27 protein-coding genes are annotated in these 23,984 nt (G+C 49.6%); 6 read left to right on the plus strand and 21 right to left on the minus strand.

What is annotated here, in order from left to right:
- Window positions 1-5 precede the first annotated feature (5 nt).
- Genes sdhB through IRJ25_RS09425 form a run of 3 tightly spaced genes read right to left on the minus strand, consistent with a single transcriptional unit; the run spans window position 6 to window position 3,194 of the window.
- Complete coding sequence (gene sdhB, locus IRJ25_RS09415; RefSeq protein ID WP_193343274.1) at window positions 6-794, minus strand: succinate dehydrogenase iron-sulfur subunit; 789 nt, start codon at window positions 792-794, stop codon at window positions 6-8.
- A gap of 8 nt (window positions 795-802) precedes the next feature.
- On the minus strand, window positions 803-2,560 hold the full coding sequence (gene sdhA / locus IRJ25_RS09420; protein WP_078146527.1) for a succinate dehydrogenase flavoprotein subunit: 1,758 nt from the start codon (window positions 2,558-2,560) through the stop codon (window positions 803-805).
- 16 nt (window positions 2,561-2,576) lie between these two features.
- Window positions 2,577-3,194, minus strand: a complete 618-nt coding sequence (locus tag IRJ25_RS09425; protein WP_015881102.1) for a succinate dehydrogenase cytochrome b558 subunit — start codon at window positions 3,192-3,194, stop codon at window positions 2,577-2,579.
- A gap of 222 nt (window positions 3,195-3,416) precedes the next feature.
- Between IRJ25_RS09425 and IRJ25_RS09430 the strand changes: the two genes are divergently transcribed.
- Window positions 3,417-3,809, plus strand: coding sequence for a YslB family protein (locus IRJ25_RS09430; RefSeq protein WP_236548905.1), 393 nt, complete (start codon window positions 3,417-3,419; stop codon window positions 3,807-3,809).
- 24 nt (window positions 3,810-3,833) lie between these two features.
- Here the strand turns inward: IRJ25_RS09430 and IRJ25_RS09435 are convergent, their stop codons facing one another.
- Window positions 3,834-4,610 (minus strand): aminoglycoside adenylyltransferase domain-containing protein, encoded by a 777-nt coding sequence (locus IRJ25_RS09435; protein WP_269318154.1) that lies wholly within the window; start codon window positions 4,608-4,610, stop codon window positions 3,834-3,836.
- Entirely contained in the window at window positions 4,607-6,397 is a 1,791-nt protein-coding gene (gene uvrC / locus IRJ25_RS09440; RefSeq protein WP_214782551.1) for an excinuclease ABC subunit UvrC, read from the minus strand. The genes IRJ25_RS09435 and uvrC overlap by 4 nt, the downstream gene beginning before the upstream one ends.
- A gap of 70 nt (window positions 6,398-6,467) precedes the next feature.
- Between uvrC and IRJ25_RS09445 the strand changes: the two genes are divergently transcribed.
- Window positions 6,468-7,781, plus strand: a complete 1,314-nt coding sequence (locus IRJ25_RS09445) for a dihydrolipoyl dehydrogenase family protein (RefSeq protein ID WP_269318155.1) — start codon at window positions 6,468-6,470, stop codon at window positions 7,779-7,781.
- Window positions 7,782-7,823: 42 nt separating this feature from the next.
- Here the strand turns inward: IRJ25_RS09445 and mnhG are convergent, their stop codons facing one another.
- The 16 genes from mnhG to IRJ25_RS09525 all read right to left on the minus strand — a co-directional run bounded on the left by mnhG (window position 7,824) and on the right by IRJ25_RS09525 (window position 21,545).
- A complete protein-coding gene (mnhG, locus tag IRJ25_RS09450) occupies window positions 7,824-8,183 on the minus strand; it encodes a monovalent cation/H(+) antiporter subunit G (RefSeq protein WP_015881097.1) in 360 nt (119 codons plus the stop codon).
- Complete coding sequence (locus IRJ25_RS09455) at window positions 8,161-8,457, minus strand: Na(+)/H(+) antiporter subunit F1 (protein ID WP_026826530.1); 297 nt, start codon at window positions 8,455-8,457, stop codon at window positions 8,161-8,163. Before IRJ25_RS09455 ends, mnhG begins: the two co-directional genes overlap by 23 nt.
- Window positions 8,457-8,942, minus strand: a complete 486-nt coding sequence (locus IRJ25_RS09460) for a Na+/H+ antiporter subunit E (RefSeq protein ID WP_269318156.1) — start codon at window positions 8,940-8,942, stop codon at window positions 8,457-8,459. The genes IRJ25_RS09455 and IRJ25_RS09460 overlap by 1 nt, the downstream gene beginning before the upstream one ends.
- 7 nt (window positions 8,943-8,949) lie before the next feature.
- Window positions 8,950-10,434 carry a Na+/H+ antiporter subunit D gene (locus tag IRJ25_RS09465; protein ID WP_074037548.1) on the minus strand — a complete coding sequence of 495 codons (1,485 nt, stop codon included), beginning with the start codon at window positions 10,432-10,434 and terminating at the stop codon, window positions 8,950-8,952.
- Window positions 10,427-10,768 carry a Na(+)/H(+) antiporter subunit C gene (locus tag IRJ25_RS09470; RefSeq protein ID WP_015881093.1) on the minus strand — a complete coding sequence of 114 codons (342 nt, stop codon included), beginning with the start codon at window positions 10,766-10,768 and terminating at the stop codon, window positions 10,427-10,429. The genes IRJ25_RS09465 and IRJ25_RS09470 overlap by 8 nt, the downstream gene beginning before the upstream one ends.
- Complete coding sequence (locus IRJ25_RS09475; protein WP_015881092.1) at window positions 10,768-11,205, minus strand: Na(+)/H(+) antiporter subunit B; 438 nt, start codon at window positions 11,203-11,205, stop codon at window positions 10,768-10,770. Before IRJ25_RS09475 ends, IRJ25_RS09470 begins: the two co-directional genes overlap by 1 nt.
- Window positions 11,177-13,618 (minus strand): Na+/H+ antiporter subunit A, encoded by a 2,442-nt coding sequence (locus IRJ25_RS09480; RefSeq protein WP_078146522.1) that lies wholly within the window; start codon window positions 13,616-13,618, stop codon window positions 11,177-11,179. Before IRJ25_RS09480 ends, IRJ25_RS09475 begins: the two co-directional genes overlap by 29 nt.
- Before the next feature lie 347 nt (window positions 13,619-13,965).
- On the minus strand, window positions 13,966-14,280 hold the full coding sequence (gene trxA / locus IRJ25_RS09485; RefSeq protein WP_015881090.1) for a thioredoxin: 315 nt from the start codon (window positions 14,278-14,280) through the stop codon (window positions 13,966-13,968).
- A gap of 107 nt (window positions 14,281-14,387) precedes the next feature.
- Complete coding sequence (locus IRJ25_RS09490; RefSeq protein WP_269318157.1) at window positions 14,388-15,353, minus strand: electron transfer flavoprotein subunit alpha/FixB family protein; 966 nt, start codon at window positions 15,351-15,353, stop codon at window positions 14,388-14,390.
- A 14-nt stretch (window positions 15,354-15,367) separates the two neighbouring features.
- On the minus strand, window positions 15,368-16,141 hold the full coding sequence (locus IRJ25_RS09495) for an electron transfer flavoprotein subunit beta/FixA family protein (RefSeq protein WP_031421365.1): 774 nt from the start codon (window positions 16,139-16,141) through the stop codon (window positions 15,368-15,370).
- Window positions 16,142-16,221: 80 nt separating this feature from the next.
- Window positions 16,222-16,800 (minus strand): TetR/AcrR family transcriptional regulator, encoded by a 579-nt coding sequence (locus IRJ25_RS09500; protein WP_269318158.1) that lies wholly within the window; start codon window positions 16,798-16,800, stop codon window positions 16,222-16,224.
- A 79-nt stretch (window positions 16,801-16,879) separates the two neighbouring features.
- Window positions 16,880-18,553, minus strand: a complete 1,674-nt coding sequence (locus tag IRJ25_RS09505; RefSeq protein WP_269318159.1) for an AMP-binding protein — start codon at window positions 18,551-18,553, stop codon at window positions 16,880-16,882.
- A 137-nt stretch (window positions 18,554-18,690) separates the two neighbouring features.
- On the minus strand, window positions 18,691-19,155 hold the full coding sequence (locus tag IRJ25_RS09510) for a DUF4825 domain-containing protein (protein ID WP_015881085.1): 465 nt from the start codon (window positions 19,153-19,155) through the stop codon (window positions 18,691-18,693).
- A 12-nt stretch (window positions 19,156-19,167) separates the two neighbouring features.
- Window positions 19,168-20,298, minus strand: coding sequence for an ABC transporter permease subunit (locus IRJ25_RS09515; RefSeq protein WP_074037557.1), 1,131 nt, complete (start codon window positions 20,296-20,298; stop codon window positions 19,168-19,170).
- Window positions 20,288-21,169 carry an ABC transporter ATP-binding protein gene (locus IRJ25_RS09520; protein WP_264092324.1) on the minus strand — a complete coding sequence of 294 codons (882 nt, stop codon included), beginning with the start codon at window positions 21,167-21,169 and terminating at the stop codon, window positions 20,288-20,290. Before IRJ25_RS09520 ends, IRJ25_RS09515 begins: the two co-directional genes overlap by 11 nt.
- Window positions 21,156-21,545 (minus strand): GntR family transcriptional regulator, encoded by a 390-nt coding sequence (locus IRJ25_RS09525; RefSeq protein ID WP_078146516.1) that lies wholly within the window; start codon window positions 21,543-21,545, stop codon window positions 21,156-21,158. The genes IRJ25_RS09520 and IRJ25_RS09525 overlap by 14 nt, the downstream gene beginning before the upstream one ends.
- 180 nt (window positions 21,546-21,725) lie before the next feature.
- Here IRJ25_RS09525 and IRJ25_RS09530 point away from each other — a divergent pair, with 180 nt between their 5' ends.
- From IRJ25_RS09530 to IRJ25_RS09545, 4 genes are all read left to right on the plus strand, one after another.
- Entirely contained in the window at window positions 21,726-22,493 is a 768-nt protein-coding gene (locus IRJ25_RS09530) for a hypothetical protein (RefSeq protein ID WP_264092323.1), read from the plus strand.
- Between the two features lie 105 nt (window positions 22,494-22,598).
- Complete coding sequence (locus IRJ25_RS09535; protein ID WP_269318161.1) at window positions 22,599-23,009, plus strand: MarR family winged helix-turn-helix transcriptional regulator; 411 nt, start codon at window positions 22,599-22,601, stop codon at window positions 23,007-23,009.
- Window positions 23,010-23,032: 23 nt separating this feature from the next.
- Window positions 23,033-23,671, plus strand: coding sequence for a nitroreductase family protein (locus IRJ25_RS09540; protein ID WP_214778980.1), 639 nt, complete (start codon window positions 23,033-23,035; stop codon window positions 23,669-23,671).
- Between the two features lie 27 nt (window positions 23,672-23,698).
- Complete coding sequence (locus IRJ25_RS09545) at window positions 23,699-23,983, plus strand: putative quinol monooxygenase (RefSeq protein WP_269318162.1); 285 nt, start codon at window positions 23,699-23,701, stop codon at window positions 23,981-23,983.
- Window position 23,984: the final 1 nt, after the last annotated feature.

Below are 23,984 nucleotides of genomic sequence, written 5' to 3' on the forward strand. Positions count from 1 at the left end.
CTCGCTTACGCCTCGACCGCAGAACCGGTGCGACCTTTGTCACTACCGAAGAACTGTTTGAACGAGTGAAGCGTCGTTTGACGGTTCATCGAAGCGATTGACGTCGTGAGCGGGATGCCCTTCGGACAAACTTCGACACAGTTTTGTGCGTTTCCGCATTGCATGATGCCGCCGTCTTCCATGAGTGCTTCGAGGCGGTCTTCCGCGTGGAAGGCACCTGTTGGATGTGAGTTAAAGAGTCGGACTTGCGAAATCGCCGCTGGACCGATGAAGTCCGATTTGTCGTTCACGTTCGGACACGCTTCAAGACAAACACCACACGTCATACATTTCGATAGTTCGTACGCCCATTGACGTTTGTTCTCCGGCATACGCGGTCCTGGACCGAGGTCGTATGTGCCGTCGATTGGGACCCATGCCTTCACTTTTTTCAACGCGTCGAACATGCGTTGACGGTCGACTTGAAGGTCACGGATGACCGGGAACGTCTTCATCGGTGCAAGACGAATCGGTTGCTCGAGTTTATCGACGAGTGCCGTACACGACTGGCGCGGCTTCCCGTTGATAATCATCGAACAGGCACCACATACTTCTTCAAGACAGTTCATGTCCCAGTTGATCGGTGTCGTCTTGTCCCCGTTCGCGTTGACCGGGTTACGGCGGATTTCCATCAATGCCGAGATGACGTTCATGTTTGGACGGTATGGTACCGTGAATTCTTCCGTATACGTCGCTTGATCCGGTCCATCTTGGCGTTCAATGATGAAGCGGATGTCTTTTTGTTCAGATTGCATTGGCGTCGTCATTTCGTCTTCGCCCCTTTCTTCGAGTAATCCCGTTTACGTGGCGGGATTAACGAAACATCGATGTCTTCATACGAGATATCGACTTCCCCATCTTTGTAACGTGCCATCGTCGTCTTCATGAACTGCTCATCATTACGTTCCGGGAACTCCGGTTTGTAATGGGCCCCACGGCTCTCGTCCCGCTTGAGCGCGCCAAGTGTGATGACGCGTGCGAGGTCGAGCATGTGGTCGAGTTGTCGAATGAACGATGCCCCTTGGTTGCTCCAACGTGCCGTATCCGTAGCTGAAATCTTATGGAAACGTTCACGCAATTCTTGGATTTTCTTGTCGGTCGCTTCAAGTTTGTCATTGTAGCGAACAACTGTGACGTTGTCCGTCATAAGTTCACCGAGTTCACGGTGAATTTGATAAGCATTCTCTGTTCCATCCATCGCAAGGATGTTGTTGAATCGATCGATTTCTTCACGTTCGTTGAAGTTAAAGAGCGCTTCTGAAACGCTTTCTGTCGCTTGGTCAAGACCACGCATGTAGTTGACTGCCGCAGGACCTGCTTCCATTCCGCCATGTACGGCTGAAAGAAGCGAGTTCGCACCTAGACGGTTTGCACCGTGCATCGAGTAGTCACATTCGCCAGCTGCGAAGAGACCCGGAATGTTCGTCATCTGATCATAGTCGACCCATAGTCCGCCCATCGAATAGTGGACTGCCGGGAAGATTTTCATCGGTACTTTACGCGGGTCGTCCCCTACGAATTTCTCGTAGATTTCGAGGATCCCACCGAGTTTGATGTCAAGTTCTTTCGAGTCTTTGTGAGACAAGTCGAGGTAAACCATGTTCTCGCCGTTGACGCCGAGTTTTTGGTTGACACATACGTCGAAGATCTCACGTGTCGCGATGTCACGCGGTACGAGGTTTCCGTAAGCTGGATATTTTTCTTCGAGGAAGTACCATGGCTTCCCGTCTTTATATGTCCAGACACGTCCACCTTCTCCACGAGCCGACTCACTCATGAGACGAAGTTTGTCATCCCCTGGAATCGCCGTCGGGTGAATCTGGATGAACTCCCCGTTCGCGTAAACCGCGCCTTGGCGATAAACCGCTGCCGCTGCTTGTCCTGTGTTGATGACCGAGTTTGTCGACTTACCGAAGATGACCCCTGGGCCACCTGTCGCCAAGATGACCGCGTCCGATGGGAACGCTTTAATTTCCATCGAGCGCAAATCTTGACATACCGCACCGCGGCAGATGCCTTCTTCGTCGATGACCGCACGAAGGAACTCCCAGCCCTCATACTTCTCGACGAGACCTTGCGCTTCGTAACGACGAACCTGCTCATCGAGTGCATAAAGAAGTTGCTGTCCTGTCGTCGCTCCGGCGTATGCCGTACGGTGGTGAAGCGTTCCACCGAAACGACGGAAGTCTAAGAGACCTTCTGGCGTACGGTTGAACATAACGCCCATCCGGTCGAACATGTGAATGATTTTCGGAGCATTCTCCGCCATCTTTTGGACAGGCGGTTGGTTGGCGAGGAAATCGCCTCCGTAGACCGTGTCGTCAAAGTGTTGCCAAGGAGAGTCACCTTCCCCTTTCGTGTTGACGGCCCCGTTAATCCCACCTTGGGCACAAACTGAATGTGAACGCTTGACCGGTACAAGCGAGAATAGTTTTACCGGAACACCCATCTCTGCCGACTTGATTGTCGCCATGAGTCCAGCTAGACCGCCACCGATGACGATCAAACTTTGATTTGCCATGTAAAATTCCCCCTAATTACAAGATGCCTGCAAACGTCAAAATCGAACGGATGCCGACAAAAGATAGTGCCAAGAACACGACACCTGATACGTAGCTCATGAGACGTTGCGAACGAGGTGACTGTGTGATACCCCACGTGATTGAGAACGACCAAAGACCGTTCGCGAAGTGGAACGTAGCCGAAAGAATTCCGACTATGTAGAAAATCAACATGAGCGGGTTGTCGACGATGTTTTGCATCATCTCCGCATTGACTTCTACCCCGCGCAATTTCGCAAGACGCGTTTCCCAAACGTGCCAAGCGATGAAGATCACGAGGAAGACTCCTGTGAAGCGTTGGAAGAGATACAACCAGTTACGTGCGTATGAATAGCGGTTCGAGTTGATTGATCCGAGAAACGCATAGTACACGCCGTACACCCCGTGGAAAATCATCGGCAATGCGATAATTGTCACTTCAAGGAAGTACAAATACGGTAAGTTCTCCATGAATTTTGCTGCTTTGTTGAATGACTCCACCCCATCGACGATGTAGTAGTTGACCGACAAATGGACGATCAAAAACAAACCGATTGGAATGACCCCAAGTAGCGAATGGACTTTACGACTGAAGTAGTCACGATGCGCTGCCATTCTAGTTCCCCCTTTTCACGAGCATTGGCTCGTATTGTCAATAAAAGCGTTTTCAAATGCAGATATAGCTTTCTGTCTCCTATTCTACTCTTGTGAAAATTGTATGACAAGACAACCTAGCCGATTTGTTCCACATTCTTTTCAAAATTACAGGATGACCAAATTCCAATTGGTCGTTATAATGATATAGAGAGATTGGAGTGATGGGATAGAATGGAAACGATGAGCCAACCAACTTTCGCGATTGAACTGCTTCGCGACTATGTGTTGACGGATTTGCTTGGCGAAGATTACGCCCAAGTCATCTATTGGTCAGGAAAACGGGTCGCCCGTAAGTTCCCGACGATGTCCGACGATGAACTGACTGCTTTCTTCGCAGAGGCAGGTTGGGGCGAGTTGACAATCAAGAAGGAACGTGGGAGCAAGTTTACTTATGAATTGATCCCACCACCTGCGACTCAGACCAAAGCGACAGGATACTATCAGCTTGAAGCTGGATTTTTAGCCGAACAGATTTCAGGTCGTTTCCAATGCGTCGCAGAAGGTTACGCCGATCCAACCCGAAAAGCTGTCCAAATCACCGTCCAACTAGACCGAAAAGACGACTACAAATAAGAGTCGATGCCAACGCATCGACTCTTATTTTTGTTTCCGCTGAAGTTGTTGACGCATGTATCGACGAAAACCATCGAGTTCGTGCCGATCAAATGTCACATTCCCCCCTCCATAGCTCTGAGTCGCCTTGCGAGCAACTTCGATAATATTTCCTGGAAAATGTCCGTTCTTTACTAACCAATCGAGTGCTTCTTGTTTGGAGAGAAGGATACCTTCTTGTTCATAGGCTTGTCCGCGTATCAAGTTCAATACGCTGTACACCGTCTGTTCTTCAATCGAGTCAAGACAATCGAGCGCATCTGCTCGTATCGCATCAGAAAAATGAGCTGAATCGAATCCAGAGAGGAAGTTATGAAGCGGTTGCCCTCTCAAAGTGATACCTCGCTCTAAAATCACTAGGACGTGAGCTGCCAAATCAGGATCAGTGAATTCTTGTTGCAATTCGGTTCGTTCTTCCCTACTAGCTTCTTCAAAACGCGAGCGCCACCCTTCACTATAGTGAAACTCAAAAGGACTTGGATGGTACCAATCTTCTAGTTGCGACGTCGTCATGATGCTCAGTTCGAGGGGATATGGCTCGTTGGAGTACGAGAGACAACAGTCGATGAGGTCTTGCCGCTCCTCTCGAGTCAACTCCTTCGATACGACGAGTAACAAATCTACATCACTTTGTTCCGGATGAAAACCACCCATCGCCAGTGAACCGTGGATATATATATGCTGAACAGTTGGTAGGAATCCATCGATCGCGTTTATGAAAGAAGCGATGAAGTTTTCTACGTTTTTTGAAACCTCTCTCATTCATCCGTCTCCTCGTGCACGTATTGAAGTACGGTCTCCGCTAATTTTTCTGGCAACCCTGCTTCCTTCAATTGTTCGAGTGATGCCAGACGAATCTGTTTCATCGACCCGAAATGGCGGATGAGCTGTTGACGACGCTTCGGACCGACACCCGGGATCTCATCAAGTATCGACTTCGTCATCTTCTTCGTCCGTAGGCTGCGGTGGAACGTGATGGCGAAACGGTGGACCTCATCTTGCATCCGCTGCAACAGATAAAAGGCGCTCGATCGTGGATGGAGCTCGACAACGCCCCCACCTTCTCCGAACAACAGTTGGCTCGTCCGATGTCGGTCATCTTTTTTGAGCGAGCCGACCGGCAAGTCGAGCCCAAACTCATTTTGAATGACGTCGAGCGCCGCATTCAATTGCCCGATCCCCCCATCAATCAGTAGGAGATCGGGTAATCGTTTGTCTTCCGTCAAGAGACGGCGGAATCGTCGACGGACGACTTCACGCATCGTCTCGTAATCGTCCGGTCCTTGGACCGTCCGAATTTTATACTTCCGATATTCTTTCTTGAGCGGCTTCCCGTCTTCAAAGACGACGAGTGCCGACACGGCGTCCGCGCCCTGAATGTTGGCGTTGTCGATGATGTCGACACGTGACAAGTTGGGAATCCCGATCGCTTCACCGAGTTCACGCATCGCAAGCAATGTCCGTTCTTCATCTCGGGCGAGCAACTCGAACTTCTCGTTCAAGGCGATTGTCGCATTCTTCGTCGCCAAATCAAGCAGCTGTTTCTTCGCCCCTCGTTTCGGCTGCATCACTTTCGTTCCGATGGCGTCATTCAGTAAATCAAGCCGGACCGTCTCTGGTACAAGAATCTCTTTCGGCACGACGTTTTGTTCATAGAACTGAACGATGAAACTTTCGAGTTCTTCCGAAGGCTCTCCATGCATCGGGAAGAGTGAGACATCGCGCTCAATCATCTTGCCGCCACGCATATAGAATACTTGAACGCACATCCAGCCTCGGTCGAGAGTATAGCCGAAGACGTCCCGCGCTGTCGGGTCGGCCGTGATCATGTTCTGTTTGTTCATGATGGATTCGACTGCTCGAATTTGGTCGCGCAATTCAGCCGCCCGTTCAAATTGCATGTCCTCAGCGGCACGTCCCATCTCAACGTTCAGCTTCGTGAGCGTCTCACTCGTCTCGCCGTTCAAAAAGCGCCGGATCTCATTCACGATCTCTTTTTGCGAATCCGTATCGACCGCCAGCTCGCAAGGACCTAAACATTGCCCGATGTGATAATACAGACAGAGTTTCTTAGGCATCGGCTGACATTTCCGCAGCGGATACAGCTTATCGAGAAGACGTTTCGTCTCGTTCGCCGCATAGGCGTTCGGATATGGTCCGAAGTAATGTCCACCATCTTTCTTTAACTTACGTGTCGTCAACAGACGTGGATACGGTTCGTTCGTAATCTTGATATATGGGTACGTTTTGTCGTCCTTTAGGCGAATGTTGTACTTCGGATCGTGCTTTTTGATGAGTGTCATTTCAAGAAGCAGTGCCTCGAGTTCGCTCGCCGTCACAATGTACTCGAAGTCACGAATCTCTGCGACGAGGCGCATCGTCTTGATGTCGTGGGCGCCTGTGAAATAGGAACGCACCCGGTTCTTCAAGTTTTTCGCCTTCCCTACATAGATGACTTCGCCATATTCGTTTTTATGCAGATAACAACCCGGCTCATCCGGGAGCAGCGCTAATTTATGTTTAATGTGGTCGGTATGACTCAATTCCATTCACCTCAGTTTAGCTTCCTCCTGGACGGGAAAAAGAGTGTGATATCTCGTCAGAGGAGGATTTTATATTATGAAACGATACGATGTCATCATTATCGGTAGCGGTTCCGCCGCGAGCCAAGCCGCTTCCATTTTACGCGAAGCCGGTAAAGAGATCGCCATCATTGAGAATTGGACGTTCGGGGGAACATGTCCTCAACGCGGATGTGACCCGAAGAAGATGCTTGCCGAAGGAGCAGAACTCCTTGCCCGAACGGAACGTATGCGTGAGCTTGGCGTCGAAGGAAGCCTGTCACTGGATTGGTCGTCCTTTAAAAAGCGGATTGATGAGTACCGCCTCTCTATCCCAACATCCAAAAAACAGCATTGGGATGAGATGAACATTGACTTATATCAGGGAGAGCCTCACTTTATCGATGAGGATTCCATCGTCATCGATGGTCACGAGCTCTCTGCCACTCAATTTTTAATCGCCACAGGTCAAACACCCCGCCCTCTTGACATCCCAGGTGGCGAACTGGCAATCACGAGCGATGATGTGTTCGACCTTGACACGGTTCCCCATTCGATTCACATCGTAGGCGCCGGGTATATCGCATTTGAGTTTGCCCATATCTTCCGACGATTCGGAAGCGACGTGACACTCCTCATTCGTTCACATGCGTTGAAGGCATTCGACCCGAACGTCGTCCACCGGCTCATCGAAGAATCGAAGCGAATCGGCATCACCGTCCGACATGACGTCGAGCCAATACGAATCGATGGCAACGTCTTAACGTTATCAGATGACTCTACCCTAGAAGGAGTTGTCCTTAACGCTACAGGACGAATTCCAAGCATCGAGCGACTTCGGCTTGAAGCGGCAGGTGTCACAGCTGATCATCACGGTGTACATGTGAACGAGCATCTGCAAACAAGTAACCCAAATATATACGCCGCAGGCGACGTCGCCAAAAGTCCCAATCCTGCACTCACTCCATTCGCCGGTCAGGAAGGGCGCCTCGCCGCACTCAATATGCTTCACGGGAATACAAGGTCACTCCCTGAGCGTCCGGCCCCGACCATCGTCTATGCGACACCACCGATTGCCAAAGTCGGTCTTACGGTCGAGGAAGCGGAAGCTGAGGGCATTGACTTCGACGTGAAAGAAACGGACATGTCGCACTTCCTCACCTATTCACGAATCAACGACGCAACCGCCTATTCAAAAGTGTTACTGAGTGCAGAAGGGCACGTCATCGGGGCTCATTTGATTGGTCACCACGCCCCTGAACTCATCAATCTGTTCTCTTTCATTATACAGAACAAACTGTCGCATCAACATGTGAAGCACTTAGAAGTCGCCTATCCGACCGCCGCCTCCGACTTGACCTATCTCATTTAAACAAAAGACGGGACTTGCCTCTTGGCAAATCCCGTCTTTTTCTTATTCGATTCCTTTGTCCTTGTCTTCTTTCAGCGCGTCTTGTAACGACTTCTCCCAGAGCGGGACCCCTTTCGCGTGCGCCGCACGCGAGATAAGGTGACCCCCAACAGGAGCTGTCAAGAGGACGAAGAAGAGACCGAGCAAGAGTCTTGCATCAAACACCCGTTCATCGACATATACGTGAAGGACGGCTGCAAAGAGGACGAACATGACACCGAGTGTCGCACTCTTTGAGGCAGCGTGTGTTCTCGAATAAATATCTGGGAGACGGATGAGACCGATCGCGGCGACGACCGTGAAGAAGACGCCGATGATCGTGAAGATGCCGGTAATGAGATCAAAGATCATTGTCGCGGTCATGTTGGATAATCTCTCCCCTCTCTAAGAATTTTGAGAACGCCACCGTTCCGATGAAGGCCAAAATACTGAGTAGCAAGATGACTTCAAAATACAAAGTCGTATCGAGCAGAATCGATAGTAACGCGACGACCGAGATAAGCGCGATCCCGATGGAGTCGAGCGCGATGACTCGGTCTGCCGTCGTCGGTCCTTTGACGACACGATACAACATCATCAACATCGCAAGCAAGAGAATGGCGAGCGAGATGTAGATGAGAATGTCTAGTAAATCCATCACTCTGTCGCCTCCTTAATGCTTGATTCAAAGTTATCATAAATGTCTTTTTGTAGCGCTTCTTTATCCGGCATGTGGAGTGCGTGGATATAGAGCACGGAATTGTCTTTTGACACCTGAACGACGAGCGTCCCTGGTGTGAGCGTGATCAGCATCGAGAGCAAGCTGACTTTCCATCCTTTGTCGAGCGACGTCTCATAGCGGAAAATCCCTGGTTGGATTTTCAACTTCGGACTAAGGACGAGACGCAGTACCTCAAAGTTCGCGAGGAACAATTCACGGATGAAGATGAGAAGCAGTTTAAACAGACGCCAGACGCGTGTGAAGTAAAAGCCGCCCCCACTAGATTTAAAGAATCGGCGCATCATGAACAAGATGAGTAAGCCAAGTAGATACCCGATGAAGAATCCGCTCGATGTGAACGACCCCGTGAGGAACATCCAGATGAACGCCAGGAAAAAGTTAATCAATAGTTGATAAGCCATCTGTCATTCACTCCTTTATCACGGCATCGATATAGATTTCTGGATTGACGAGCGGCTCAATCGCTTGCGTAATATACGGATGGATCGCTTCTGCCCCAAATCCGTATGCGACCGCAATGATGAGCAACAAGAAGACCGGTACAATCAAACGCTTCGTATACGGTACGAGCGGTCCATCATACTCGCGCTTCGCCTCGCCCCAGAACCCGTTCAAGAAAATCTTCATGACCGAATAGAGGACGAAGAGACTCGACAAGAGGACGAGAAGTGGTCCGAACAGCTCGCCTTCGTCCATCCCACCTGAGACGATCAACAATTTCCCGAAGAATCCACTGAGTGGTGGAATCCCAGCGAGCGAGAGCGCTGCGACGAAGAACGTCCATCCGAACAACGGGAAGCGAGTGATGAGTCCACCCATATCACGGAGTTGACCGGATTTGGTGATTCCGATCATCATCCCGACGAGCATGAAGAGAACGGCCTTGATGATCATATCGTGAATCAAGTAGTAGAGCGACCCTTCAAGGGACGTCTGCGTGTTGACCGAAATCCCGTATAAGATGACCCCGACTGCGATCATGATGTTGTAGATGATGATCAACTTCACGTCGTTATAGGCGATGGCCCCTGTCATCCCGATGAAGATGGTGAGGACAGCGAGCACCATGAGGAACGTCTGTAAAAACTCACCGTTCCCATCAAAGAGTAGCGTGTACGTCCGCAAGATCGAGTACACCCCGACTTTCGTCAAGAGAGCCCCGAACATGGCGAGAATCGGGGTCGGTGCGACCACGTACGCTCCAGGGAGCCAGTAGTGAAGTGGGACGAGTGCCCCTTTCATCCCGAAGACGATGACGAATAGCACACCGATGACGGTGATGACGTCCGGGTTATCGACAAGCGGGATCTTCATCGCCAAGTCCGCTATGTTGAGTGTACCTGTGACACCGTAAAGCAAGGCGACCGACATGACGAAGAGCGCCGAGGCGATGATGTTCACGAGCAAGTATTTGATTGACTCACGTAACTGGACGCCACGTCCACCGAGTACAATCAATACGTATGAGGACATCAAGAAGACCTCAAAGAAGACGAACAAGTTGAAGATATCACCTGTCGTGAAGGCACCGTTCACCCCGACGAGCAAGAAGAGCATCGAGATGTACAAGTAGTTTCCTTCATATGAGTCAGAGAAATAATGGACGGCGAACCACACGATGAAGAGCGTGAGGAGAGTCGACGTCGTCACGAGTAGGGCTGACAACATATCCGATACGAGCGTGATGCCGAACGGTGCTTGCCAGTTCCCGAGGTTGAGGGTTTGAATTCCCTCCGTGGAGACCGTATGCACGAGAAAGAGTGACACGATCGCCGTAATAACTAAAGCTCCAAGAGCCATTGCGCGCTGCAGCTGGACCCGTTTTGGCATAAACATCATAAGGATGGCCGCAAGCGCAGGAATGACGATTGGAAAGACCGGTAAGTTAATCATACGATTCTGTTCCTTTCATTTCTTCCATATTGTCCGTGCTGAGCTCCTGATACGTGCGGTAGGCAAGTACGAGGAAGAACGCCGTCACCCCGAAACTGATGACGATTGCCGTCAAGACGAGCGCTTGCGGTAACGGGTCTGTGAATTCCGTCACACCGTCGACGAGAACAGGGGCAGCCCCTGTCTTCAAACCTGCCGTCGTCAAGACGAGAAGGTGTGCCGCGTGACTGAACAAGGCAGTGCCGATGATGATGCGTAACAAACTTCTTGAGAGAACAAGATAGACGGCACACATCGTCAGGACACCGATGATGATGCTAACGAAGATTTCCATTATTCACTCTCTCCAATCGTTTGTATAATCGTCAACGTGATTCCGATGACTACAAGGTAAACCCCTAAGTCGAACGCAATCGCCGTGTGAAGGGTCTGTTCACCGAGAAGTGGTAAGTCAAACTTCCCGTATGCGTGCGTCAAGAACGGACGACCCAAGAAAACCGAGTGAAGACCTGTCGCAAGGGCAATCAGTAATCCGGTCGCCGTCATGAGACGGTAGTCGATCGGGAGCACGTTCGCGAGCGTCTTCGAATCAAATGCGAGTAGCAACAAGACGAGTGCCGCGGATGTCATCAATCCACCGATGAATCCTCCACCTGGTGAATAGTGACCGGCAAAGAACAAGTCGATGGAGAAGATGACAATGATGAAGAAAATGATAATCGCGGCCGTCTGCAAAATAACGTCATTGACGCGTCTGCTGTTTTGCTTCATGTTCACCTTCTCCTTTCGTACGTCGTGTTGTTCTAAATTTAATCATCGTGTAGATTCCGAAAGCCGCAATCCCGAGAACCACGATTTCAAACAAGGTATCAAATCCACGGAAGTCGACGAGAACGACGTTAACCATGTTTTTACCTGCTGCAAGCTCATACACGTTCTCTTTGTAATACTCTGAGATCGAAGTGAGCGATTTGTTTGTGAGCGCCATGAAGCTGAGAAGCGTCACGGTCGTCCCGACGAGAACAGCCACGATGGCATTCCCGACTTTGAAACGCATCCGTACTTCCTTCTTGCTGATGTCCGGCATGTGATAGAAGACGAGCAAGAACAATGCGACCGAGACCGTCTCGATGACGAGCTGCGTGAGCGCCAAGTCCGGTGCACCGAAGAAGACGAAGAACAGTGCCACTCCATATCCAACGACCCCAAGTAGGATAATGGACGGGAGACGCGACTTCATGAAGAGAATCGCGAGCGCCGCTAGCATGACGACAGCTCCGAGCACATATTCATAAGGTGCAATCTCAGCCAGGTTCTCAAACGAGAAGCGGTACATGTCAAACCACCAGATGCTGAAGAGCATCATACCTGAAAGGAAGACGAAAATATAGATCAAGTACGACCGGATGAAACCAGTCATGTAGTTGTCTTTAAAGCGATATGCCGCCTTGTTCGACCATACGAGCGTACCATCGTACATCCCGTTGAGCGTCAAACGATGTGGGATGCGGTTGTAGATGCCCATCCATTTACCCATTTGCCAGAACAGCAATGAACCGAGAAGGATCACCCCGATTGTCATATATAGTTCAGGCGTCAAACCGTGCCAGAAGTAAATATCTACTTTAACATCTTGCCCTTGCGCGACGAGTGTCGGATAGATCGACTCGACGGCTGGCTTGATGAGCGAGTTCGACAACACGTTCGGGAAGAACCCGAGACCAACAACGAGAATCGCGAGGATGACCGGCGAAATTAACATGCCGATCGGTGCCTCATGCGGTTGTTTCGGCAATTGATCGAACTTCGCCTTGCCCATGAACGTCCGCGTGAACAGCATGATGCTGTAGATGAACGTGAACACACTTCCGACGAAGGCGATGATCGGGAGTAGAATCCCAATCGTATCGAGCGCGAAGAAGTCGGCCGAGAAGACTTTCGTCGTCGCCTTCAAGAACATCTCTTTACTCAAGAATCCGTTAAATGGCGGAAGACCAGCCATCGATAACGAACCGATGACGGCGACCGTGAATGAAATCGGCATGACGGTCATCAGACCACCGAGTTTACGAATGTCACGTGTGCCCGTCTCGTGGTCGACAATCCCGACCATCATGAAGAGCGAGCCTTTGAACGTCGCGTGGTTGATCAAATGGAAGATCGCCGCAATCGTCGCGACCATAAAGATGTTGTCATCCATGCCGTCATAGTGGAGCGCCGCCGCTCCGAGTCCAAGGAGTGACATGATCAACCCGAGCTGACTGACGGTCGAGAACGCTAGGATTCCCTTCAGGTCGGTCTGCTTCACGGCATTGAATGAACCCCAGAACATCGTGAACATCCCGACTCCGGCAATCGTCCATAGCCAGACGGATGATTCTTGGAACACCGGGCTCATGCGGGCCACAAGGTAGAGACCCGCCTTGACCATCGTTGCTGAGTGGAGGTACGCACTGACCGGAGTCGGTGCTTCCATCGCGTCAGGCAACCAGATGTGGAACGGGAACTGCGCTGACTTCGTGAACGCCCCGAGCAAGATGAGAATCATCGCGACGAGGAAGAATGGACTCTCGGCGATGACGCCCGAGTTCGCGACCATATCGCGAATACTGTACGAACCGACCATCGATTCGAGTAAGACGATCCCCCCGAGCATCGACAATCCGCCGAACACGGTGAGAAGCATCGACTTCTGCGCTCCATAGCGGGAACGTTCTTTCTCATACCAATATCCAATCAACAGGAATGATGAAATCGATGTGAGCTCCCAGAACATATACATGACAATCATGTTATCCGAGAGAACGACCCCGAGCATCGCACTCATGAACATCAAGAGATACACGTAAAAATGCCCGAGCGACTCTTTGTCCTTATTCAAATAGTAAATCGAATAAAGGACGACCAGTGCGCCGATTCCCGTGATGAGAAGGGCGAACAAGAGACTGAGTCCATCGACGTATGCCGTGAAGTTAATCCCGAGGGATGGCATCCACGCAATCGTCTCTGTCACGACGTCCCCTGCACTCGTGATCGGAATGAATCCGGCGAAGTAGGTGACGAGCACGACCGGAACGATCAAGACGAACCAGCCTGTATGAATTTGTTTCATCCCCCGGAACAAAAGCGGGATGAATGGTGCCGCAAGAAGCGGCAACAAAATAGCTAAATGTAACAGCGACAAGAAAATTCCTCCTTCGAACAGAGTCGTACAATAGATTGAGCCGTAAAGTAAGGTCACTTGACTCCATCATGTCTTCCTCATGAGTATAGCGTAAATTTTCAGTCTGTTTCCATGATAAAAGCTTCCAGTTCAAGCGCTCCCCCGTCAAAATTCCGAATCTGTTAAATATGAAGGAAGCCGACGGAATTTCTTCAAAAAAAATTTTGAAATCAGACGTTATGTATCGGAATATGACCGGATTGAGGGTGCGTGGAATAACTCAACTTATTCCCTACTTGCCTGTCCTTTTCCTTCTTTTCTATTCCGCAAAACAAAAAAGCAGCCGATCTCAATCGGCTGCTACGCAATTATTGTGCTGTCGCGATAAACTCTTTCAATGCTTCTTTTGGTTGGAAGCCCATTGTTTTCGAAACAGGCTCGCCATCTTTGAACATCATGAGTGTCGGGATACTTTGGATTTGGAAAGCACCTGCGACTTCAGGGTTTTCGTCGACGTCGAGTTTCACGATTTGGACTTGGTCACCCATTTCTTGATCGAGTTCTTCGAGAACTGGCGCGATCATGCGACATGGTCCACACCAAGTTGCCCAGAAATCTACGAGGACGACGCCCTCTTTTACATCTTGTTCAAACGATTGAGTCGTTGCGTGTTTAATAGCCATTTGTAAAAACCTCCCCAATAAGATGAGAGAGTCCTGGTAAAGAACTCTCATGCAATTCATGTTCAGAGTATACCACGGAGGGTAACAACCCCAAAACGTTTTGCTTATTAGCTATTGACGAGGTGCTTACGGAACTCTTCTGTCAACATCGGGACGACATCGAACAAGTCGCCGACGATGCCATAGTCTGCCACGCTGAAGATGTTTGCTTCTGGGTCCTTGTTGATGGCGACGATGACTTTCGCGTTACTCATCCCAGCCAAGTGCTGAATCGCTCCTGAAATCCCACATGCGATGTAGAGGTCTGGTGTGACGACTTTACCCGTCTGTCCGATTTGAAGTGCGTAATCGCAGTAGTCAGCGTCACATGCTCCACGTGAAGCACCGACCGCGCCTCCGAGAAGCTCAGCCAACTCTTCAAGCGGTTTGAATCCATCTTCGCTCTTCACGCCACGTCCACCTGCGACGATAACTTTCGCTTCCGCCAAATCTACTTTCCCAGTCGCCTTACGCACGACTTCTTTGACGATCATCGCGAGGTCTTTCAATTCGACCGCCGGCGTTTCAACAGAAACGCTCACGCCCGCTTGACGTGCAAGTGCGTCGATGTTATTTGGACGGATTGTGAAGAACATGACCGAATCTTTGAACTTCACTTTTTCGAACGCTTTCCCTGAGTAGATTGGACGCACGAACTCTGCATCACGTCCAGTTCCTTCGATGGAGACAACGTCACTGATGAGTCCGGCATCGAGACGTGCCGCAAGTTTCGGTGCGATGTCTTTCCCAAGAGCCGTATGTCCGAGGACGATCATTTCCGGATTTTCTTGCTCGATCAACTGACGGAGCACTTGTCCGTAGCCGTCTGGCGTATAATGCTTGAGGCGATCATCTTCGACGACGAGGACACGACTTGCACCATACTCCCCGAGTTCTTGTGCGAGTGATTGCACGTGATCCCCAATCACGACTGCCGTCACATCGTCTGTCAATTGCTTCGCCGCAGCGATGGCTTCGAATGATACGTTACGTAACGCGCCTTCACGCGCTTCTGCGAGTACTAAAGCTTTCATCTATGATCTCCCCCTTAAATGACTTTCGCTTCCGTGCGAAGAAGTTGTACGAGCTCGCTCACTTGTGTCGACATATCGCCTTCAAGGATGCGACCGGCTTTCTTCTCTTCTGGCAAGAATCGTTCAATCGTCTCGATTTTCGCTTCGATTTCATCTTCATCGAGATCGATGTCCATGAGTTCGAGTTCTTCGAGCGGTTTCTTCTTCGCCTTCATGATTCCTGGCAAGCTCGGGTAACGTGGCTCGTTCAACCCTTGTTGTGCCGTTACGAGAAGTGGGAGTGCGACTTCGATGACTTCCGTGTCCCCTTCGACGTCACGTGTGACCGTAGCCGTCGTGCCATCGATTTCAAGAGCCGTGATCGTCGTCACGTAGTTCATGTCGAGAAGTTCTGCGACACGTGGTGCGACTTGTCCGCTACCGCCATCGATTGCTACGTTCCCTGCGAAGATGAGGTCCGCGTCTTGTTCTTTCAAGTATGTGGCGAGCACTTTTGAAATCGTGACATGGTCCGCATCCTCAACATCGTCCTCGATTGAGATACGAACGGCTTTGTCTGCTCCCATCGCAAGCGCTGTACGCAATTCTTTATCCGCGTCTTCTGGTCCTACCGTGACGACCGTGACCTCTCCCCCGAGTGCGTCACGTTTTTGAATCGCTTCTTCGACCGCATATTCGTCATACGGGTTGATGATAAACTCAGCGCCGTCTTCTTGAATTTCCCCATTCTCGAGCTGAATCGCTTCCTCAGTATCAAACGTACGTTTCAGCAAAACAAAAATATTCATGGTTGATCCCCCTTTAGTCAATTCTTTCCCATCATTCATGAATCAGCATTCATTTTTTGAGCTAGTGATAGGGCTCACTGTTACGTAAGCCCTTTTTTCAACATATGGTGCACATTTGGAAGCGTCGACAACAGATCATACTTGAAGCCGCTCGCCATCCAACTCGTCACAACCTCATCGATTGTGCCGAAAATCATTTGACGGGCGAGTCGATAGTCTAAATCCTTGTCGAACTCACCTGTCTCGATTCCGTGTTTGACGACAGAATCGATTAAGTTCAAATACGGTTTGAGCACTTCTCCGATTTTTTGGCGAAGCACCAAGTTCGACTGCCGCAGTTCGATTTGTGTCACGACGGCGAGGTCGTAATCTGCCGACAGTTGCTTCAAATGTGATTCAATCAACTGATACAACTTACTCCCGGCTGACGTCTCGCTCTCGATTTGTTGTTTCGAGTAGTCGATGAACAGCCCCATCTTCGCTTGGAACAATTGGATTAAGAGATGCTCCTTGTTTTTGAAGTACAAATAGATCGTGCCGTCCGCGACACCCGCCTCTTTGGCGATGGCTGTCACCTTAGCACCGTGATAGCCATGATTAGCAATTACTTTGACCGCCGCATCAATGATTCGGTCACTTTTCGAAATATGATTTGTCATTAACCCCAAGCTCCTTACCGTTGCAGAAAAATGAATGATGGTTCATTCATTTATTATTCTATCATGCGTACGCTTGGTGTCAACTGCTTTGTTTCACTTGTTTGGCCTTCTCTTCGTCGACGAGGACACGGCGTAAAATCTTACCGACGAACGTCTTCGGCAACTCGTCGCGGAACTCATACAACTTCGGCACTTTATAGGCCGCAAGCTTCTCACGACAATGTTTGTCGAGTTCTTCTTCCTTCACACTCGAGCCATCGCGAAGGACGATGAACGCTTTGACCGTCTCACCCCGATATGGATCTGGGACACCGATACAGACCGCTTCCTTCACGGCCGGATGTTCGTAGAGGACTTCTTCGATTTCACGCGGATAGACATTAAAGCCACCTGCGATGATCATGTCCTTCTTCCGGTCGACAATATAGAAGAACCCGTCCTCGCCCATGTAGCCGAGGTCACCAGTTGCGAGCCACCCATCTTTCAAGACGGCTGCCGTTTCCTCCGGTTTCTGCCAGTAGCCTTTCATGACTTGTGGACCGCTCAGCATGATCTCCCCGATTTCACCGATGTCCGCCTCTGTTTCTCCGTCTGCTTTTACTATTTTAGCAGAAGTATCCGATAACGGGGCACCGATCGAGCCAACAATCCGTTTATCCCACAAGAAGTTCGCATGCGTGACCGGCGACGTCTCAGACAAACCGTACCCTTCGACAATGCGACCACCCGTAATCTTCTCAAATTCCTCTTGCACCTCGATTGGAAGCGGAGCCGAACCCGAGATACATGCCTCGATCGAAGACAAATCGTACTTCTTCAGTTTCGGGTCGTTCAAGATCCCGACGTACATCGTCGGAGCTCCTGGGAAGAAGTGCGGCTTTTTCTTCTGAATCGTCTTCAAGACATCCGTCACTACAAAACGTGGCACGAGGACGAGCTCATAGCCGTTCGTGACCCCAAAGTTCAGACAGCACGACATCCCATATACGTGGAAGAACGGCACGACACACAAGACGCGTTTCTCGTCCCCGCGATTGTACTTATAGAATAAGTTCGTGATTTGATCCGCGTTCGCCGTCAAGTTGAAATGGGTCAACATGACACCTTTCGGAAGTCCCGTTGTTCCCCCTGTATATTGAAGAACGGCGACATCTTCTTTCGGTTCGATGTCGAGCGGCGTGATAGGGTTAAAGTCTTTATAATTTTTGAACGGCGTCGATCCGGTCGTATCGATGACGATATTGTTCTCCCGTTTCACTTTGATTGGATACAGTTTGTTTTTCGGGAATGGTAAGTAATCAGCGATACTCGTCGTGATCACGGTTTGAATCTCCGTCTTCTCACTGACGCGAAGCGTTTTCGGATATAACAGGTCGAGGGTGATGACAATTTTGACCCCTGCGTCCGTGACGAGGTTTTCTAGCTCTCGTTCCGTGTAGAGCGGGTTCGTCTGGACGACCGTCCCTCCTGCATAGAGCACGGCATAGAACGAGATGACGTATTGAGGACAGTTCGGAAGCATGAGGCTGACGCGGTCGCCTTTTTCAAGCCCTTTCGCTTGAAGCATCGTTCCGAGTCGACGTGCGGCATCATCGATTTCCGCGAATGTCCACTCCTTTCCGATAAAGGAGACGGCCGTACGATTCGGATAATCCTTTGCTGCGCGAGACAACGCCTCATAGAGCGGCTTTACCTCATAATCGATTGACTGGGGCATTCCTTCTGGATAATCTTGTAACCACGGTTTGTTCATCGCTGTTCCTCCTTAGGAAATGAATACTCATTCAGTTACCCCTATTATAATGCTAAGAAAACGCTTTCATCTACCCTTTACCCGATAATTTTCAGAAAATATCAAAAAAAGCGATTGGATTTGTCATCCAATCGCTGTCATACCCGCCTAAAATAGGAATCTTTCGAATCCAGTTTTTCAAGCTTCTGATTCATGAGTTGTTGCAATTCTTTTTCATGACGAATATTTGAGAAGTCAGTCCCGAACCATGCCTCCATTTCAGGTCGAGAGAAGGCATAGGTCCGGTTCGGGAAAGCAAAACGGACGATTTCGGCGTTCGGGATGAGGGTGAAATAGGCAGCCGCATTCCGAATCGCCAGATGTTCTTGTTCCGCTCGTTCCATACCCGGGTCTTCGTAACGGACGGTCAACCCATAAGGACGCTTCTTCGTCTGCAGTTCGACCGATCGATAGCATTCATGTAGCGGCAAACTTCCGGCAATGCCGACGACGGCTGCATTGTCCCCGACTTTCGCCCCTTTGTATTCAAAGGCGTCCGGTTCCGGGTTCATACATCCTGCCAGTGAAATGACGAGTACGAGCAACAGACAGAAGCGTTTCATAGGTGTCCCTCCTTACGATTTGAGTCTCAAGTTGAAGCGGTAAAGCAAACGTTTAGCGAGTAAGTGTGCTAAGAACGCTCCGATCACAAAGCCTACGATGTACAACATACTGTTCGCTTGATACGTGAATGTCGTGAACACAATTCCTGTGAACATCGCGATACATCCAACGATGATAATGTGGACGAGCCATAACCAGTTGTTGAACATGAAGAAACGACCGTTGTTTTCTTGCGGTGCACGATTGTACATCCAAGCTCCTAACCATAATGACAAGACGATAAAGACGATAGACGATGGAATGCTAATCGTGACGAACTCTTGCCAATACTGATCGGATCGAATGTATTCATATAAAGATAAATTCATCAAGTTACCGAGTGGTGAGATGGCTTGAATAAATACACTTTCATAAGCTGAATCGATTAACCAACCCAACGCATCACCTCTACCAGTCAGCGAGTAAGCTGATCCTTGAATCAATGCGAGAATTCCTAACGGGAAAATCAAGGCGACAAACGACCACACTGATTGAGAAATCGATTCCCCACCGAACGATCCCATCCATAAAGCCAACGAGAATAACGAGATCCCAATCAAGGCGATATACAGGACGATCACGATCGATTTAAATACGGTCCCTTCTAATAAGAAGGAATAACGGGAAGTGGCGACCAATGCAAACATCGCGATACTTCCTAACAGCGTGGACATGATAATCCCACTTGCCCCCAACACCCATTTTGATATGTACAGCTGGGTGCGGGTGAAGGGGAGCGACATCGAAAAGTCCGACATTTGACTGTTTCGTTCGGCACCAATGAGCGACGTGGCCATGAGCGCACTAAACACGACGAATAAGAATACAACTGGTCCTACCGGAATGACATCACCTATGTCACCAAGATAGAAAGCTAAACTCGAATCAGGGTCGAAGAAGGACTCAACCGTCAGGCGATCTCGTTCTTCAAACGGGATCCCGTAATCTACAGAATTCGCTCGTGCATCTTTAATCTGCTCATCAAACTGTTCGAATTGTGTCCAAGCCGGCACAGTGAAGGCGACGACGCCTAAGAAAACGAGCAGCATCCAAAGCAACGACACTTGTTTCCAATCTTTCTTTAACAATACTTTAGACAACATGGGCTTCTCCTCCTAACTGGACACGGAAGACGTCTTCAAGAGACATCGGAATCTCTTCGATGAGCATCGGATTATATGAATCGATGAACGTTTCGAGCTCGTCCGTCCGTTCTTTTGCCATGAACAGCACGACACGTCCCGTCACGCTGATGATTTCGATATCTTTTCGTTCTAGCAGTTCGACCGGGACATGGTCGTTGAAGACGACTTGCCACTTGATGCTGAGGGCACGTGCCTCTTCGAGTGACAAAATCGCCTTGACACGTCCATTCTCAATCATGATGATGCGGTCAGCGATGCGTTCGAGTTCATGCAGTTGGTGACTTGAGACGATGATCGAGCAGTTCCGATTCTCGACTTGAGCAATCATCAGCTTCAACACATCGGATTTGGCGACGACGTCTAAACCGTCCGTCGGTTCATCGAGCAAGTAGTATTTCGCTTGGACAGCGAAAGCGAGTGATAACGTCACAAGTGCCTTTTGTCCTTTAGAAAGCTGGCGGATCTTTTTGTTGTCGATGTTGTATCGCGTCAATGTCTCACGGAAGATGGTACGGTTGAAGGATGGATAAATCGATTCATACAGGTCCGTCGCCTCATTCACCGTGTAATTTTTAAGCGCGTCGGCTGAATCCGGTACGAAGATGACGTCACGCTTCAATCCCGCATCTTTAAAGATACTCTTCGAACCATAGAGCACGTCGCCCATATCTGGGCGAATGATGCCGACCATCGTCCGGAGAAGCGTTGTCTTACCGGCACCGTTACGTCCGACGAGCGCAATGATTTCTCCAGATTCGACCGTAAAGTCGATGCCATCGAGTATCGTTTGACGGTCAATTTTTTTACTTAACTGTTCAACTTTCAGCATTGGATTTCCCTACTTTCTCATATTCCGTTCGCAATACGCCAATGGCTTCGTCTAACGGCACGTTCGCATAGTGGCAATCAATCGCAATCTTTTTGATCGAGGCGATGACCGGCTCACGTGCCGCATCATCGTCCACCCAGTCCTCGGAGACGAACGTCCCACGTCCACGTCGCATCTCGAGCAGCCCGAGCCGTTCCAACTCCTGATACGCCTTACTGACCGTATTCGGATTGATGACGAGATCGGTGGCGAGTTCACGCACGGACATCACCTTATCTCCTGGTCGTAAAATTCCACGGATAACAAGTTCTTTCGTTTGATTGACGATTTGCTCGTATAGCGGTTCTGAACTTTTCATATCGATTTTGTATAACATGGGTCACACCCTCTCATAATCAATGTTACTCTTTAAGTGTATTATATGTATTAGTACACGCAATTACAATAGTTCTTTGAGGGCACTTTTAGTTTACAGCGAAATGGAAATGATTTGAATAAGACTTTGGACCGAGGTATTCTCCTTCAATATCAGGTAGATTGAACGAGAGGTGACGAAATGATTAAAAAACGATTACTGGCAGGTATGGCTGGTGGGTTTCTTGCTGGCAGCCTCTTCGTATATACGACGCTTGAAAAGTCAGAGGCAAGGGAGACTTATATGGCGTATGTGAAGGAAACGTACAACGAACAAGCCGATATCGAACTGTCTCGCGACTGGCATATGGGCGGTTATATCGGGGAAATGACATTGACGAAAGAACCATTCGCTGGAACTTACTATCTTGAAACGTATGGTGACGGCTCCATCCACGATAACGTGCTCGAGACGTATTGGGAACGCGAGGCAGAGCGGACGATTCACGAGCGACTCGTGTCGCAAGGAATCATAAAAGAAGAAGAGACTGTCCGTGCGGAAGTACCGACCGGAGTGTCCGATGATGCGCAAGCAAAAGTCAGCCCGACCCCGACGTCCATCTATGAAACGAATCCGAAGACGTATCTCGACGTCTCGATCATGTTTCATGAAGACTGGAACAATACGGACGAACAGAAACAACGGATTCTCGACGTCATGCGCGTAGTGGAATCCGATGTCTATTGGATTCACTTCTCGTTCGACGGAAAGCCTGGAGGAAATGACGATTACACAGAACGGTACATGATGTTCACGCGCAAAGCGTCTGACATCGACCCGTCCTTCCTCGACGTGCGGACGATTGAGGACTTGAATGCCTACGACCGAATGTATGGATTCGACGAGACGACATTCACGACAGAATATCGATTTGATGGCACTCCCATCGAAGAGGAGACGACACGATAATTTGGTGTCGTCTTTTTTTGAGCGTTTGACTTTACAGGCAATCCAAAACGTTGTATCGTTTGACAAGTCAACGATTGATAAGTCAATTGAGAAAGGTGGGACGCAATGGACCTACGTGAAATCAGCCGATTACTTTACCAAATCAAGTTGGCGGAACAAAACGTCGCATCGTCGTTCGAACGGGAGACAGGATTCAGCCTGACCCGCTACGAGATGCTGCAAGTCGTCAAAGAACGAGGCGTTTGTTCGCAACGCGTGATTAAAGAAGAAATGAAAATCGACAATGCCGCCATCACCCGACATTTGAAAATCCTTGAAGAGAAAGGATATGTCGTCAGAGAGCGGAACGCGGAGAACCATCGCGAGATGTTCGTCCGCGTTACAGAGAAAGCAGAGCAAGACCTCGGGCACTGCGAACGAGACGAACAGGCCAACCACCTCGTCTTACAAGCCTTGTCCGCTGAAGAGATTCAACACTTATCCGGGCTGCTTCAAAAATTGAACAGTCACGCCTAAACAGAGAAAGAAGGAATTCACCAATGGCAACTACATTCGAAAACAATACATTCACAGACGTCATGTTCGGTCGTAAATCAATTCGTGTCTATGACGAGAACGTGAAAATCTCTCAAGAAGAGATGCTCGAGATGATTCAAGAAGCAACGACTGCCCCATCATCGGTCAACATGCAACCATGGCGCTTCGTCGTCGTCGAGAGCCCAGAAGCGAAAGAGACGCTCAAACCACTCATCCGTTTCAACACACGTCAAAACGATTCGTCTGCAGCGATGCTCCTCATCTTCGGAGACATGGAGTGCTACGAGTACGGCGAACAAATCTACGATCAAGCGGTCGCAGAAGGCAAAATGCCACAAGAAGTGCGTGACCAACAGCTCGGCGCAATCATCCCTTACTACAAAAACCTCTCGAAACAAGAGATGAACGACATCGTGAAAATCGATGCGAGTCTCGCAGCGATGCAATTCATGCTCACAGCCCGTGCACACGGCTATGACACGAACCCAATCGGCGGTTTCGAGAAAGACCAACTCGCAGAAGCGTTCGGTCTCGATAAAGATCGTTACGTACCAGTCATGATCTTGTCTGTCGGGAAAGCGGCAGAAGAAGGTTACGAATCAGTTCGCCTTGATGCTCAAACAGTCACATCGTTCAAATAATTCGTTAAACAATCGGAGGAATCACCCATGATCTTAGTCAACGCCACATTCGATATCCAAGCATCACAACACGAGAATTTCTTGCGCGACATCCAAGTCTTGATTGACTCATCAAAACAAGAAGCGGGTTGTGTCGGATACGACCTATACGAGTCAACATCTGTCGAGAACCGCTTTGTCATGATTGAGAACTGGGAAGACCAAGCCGCTCTCGAGCAGCACAACCAAAACCCGGTCCTCATCAACTTCGCACAAAACGTGGCGAACTACGTGTCTGCGAAACCGGTCGTGCAAGTAGCAGCGGTCAACTAAT

It is taken from the genome of Exiguobacterium sp. KJ 601, from assembly GCF_027161185.1.
In the GTDB taxonomy this organism is placed as follows: Bacteria; Bacillota; Bacilli; order Exiguobacteriales; family Exiguobacteriaceae; genus Exiguobacterium; species Exiguobacterium profundum.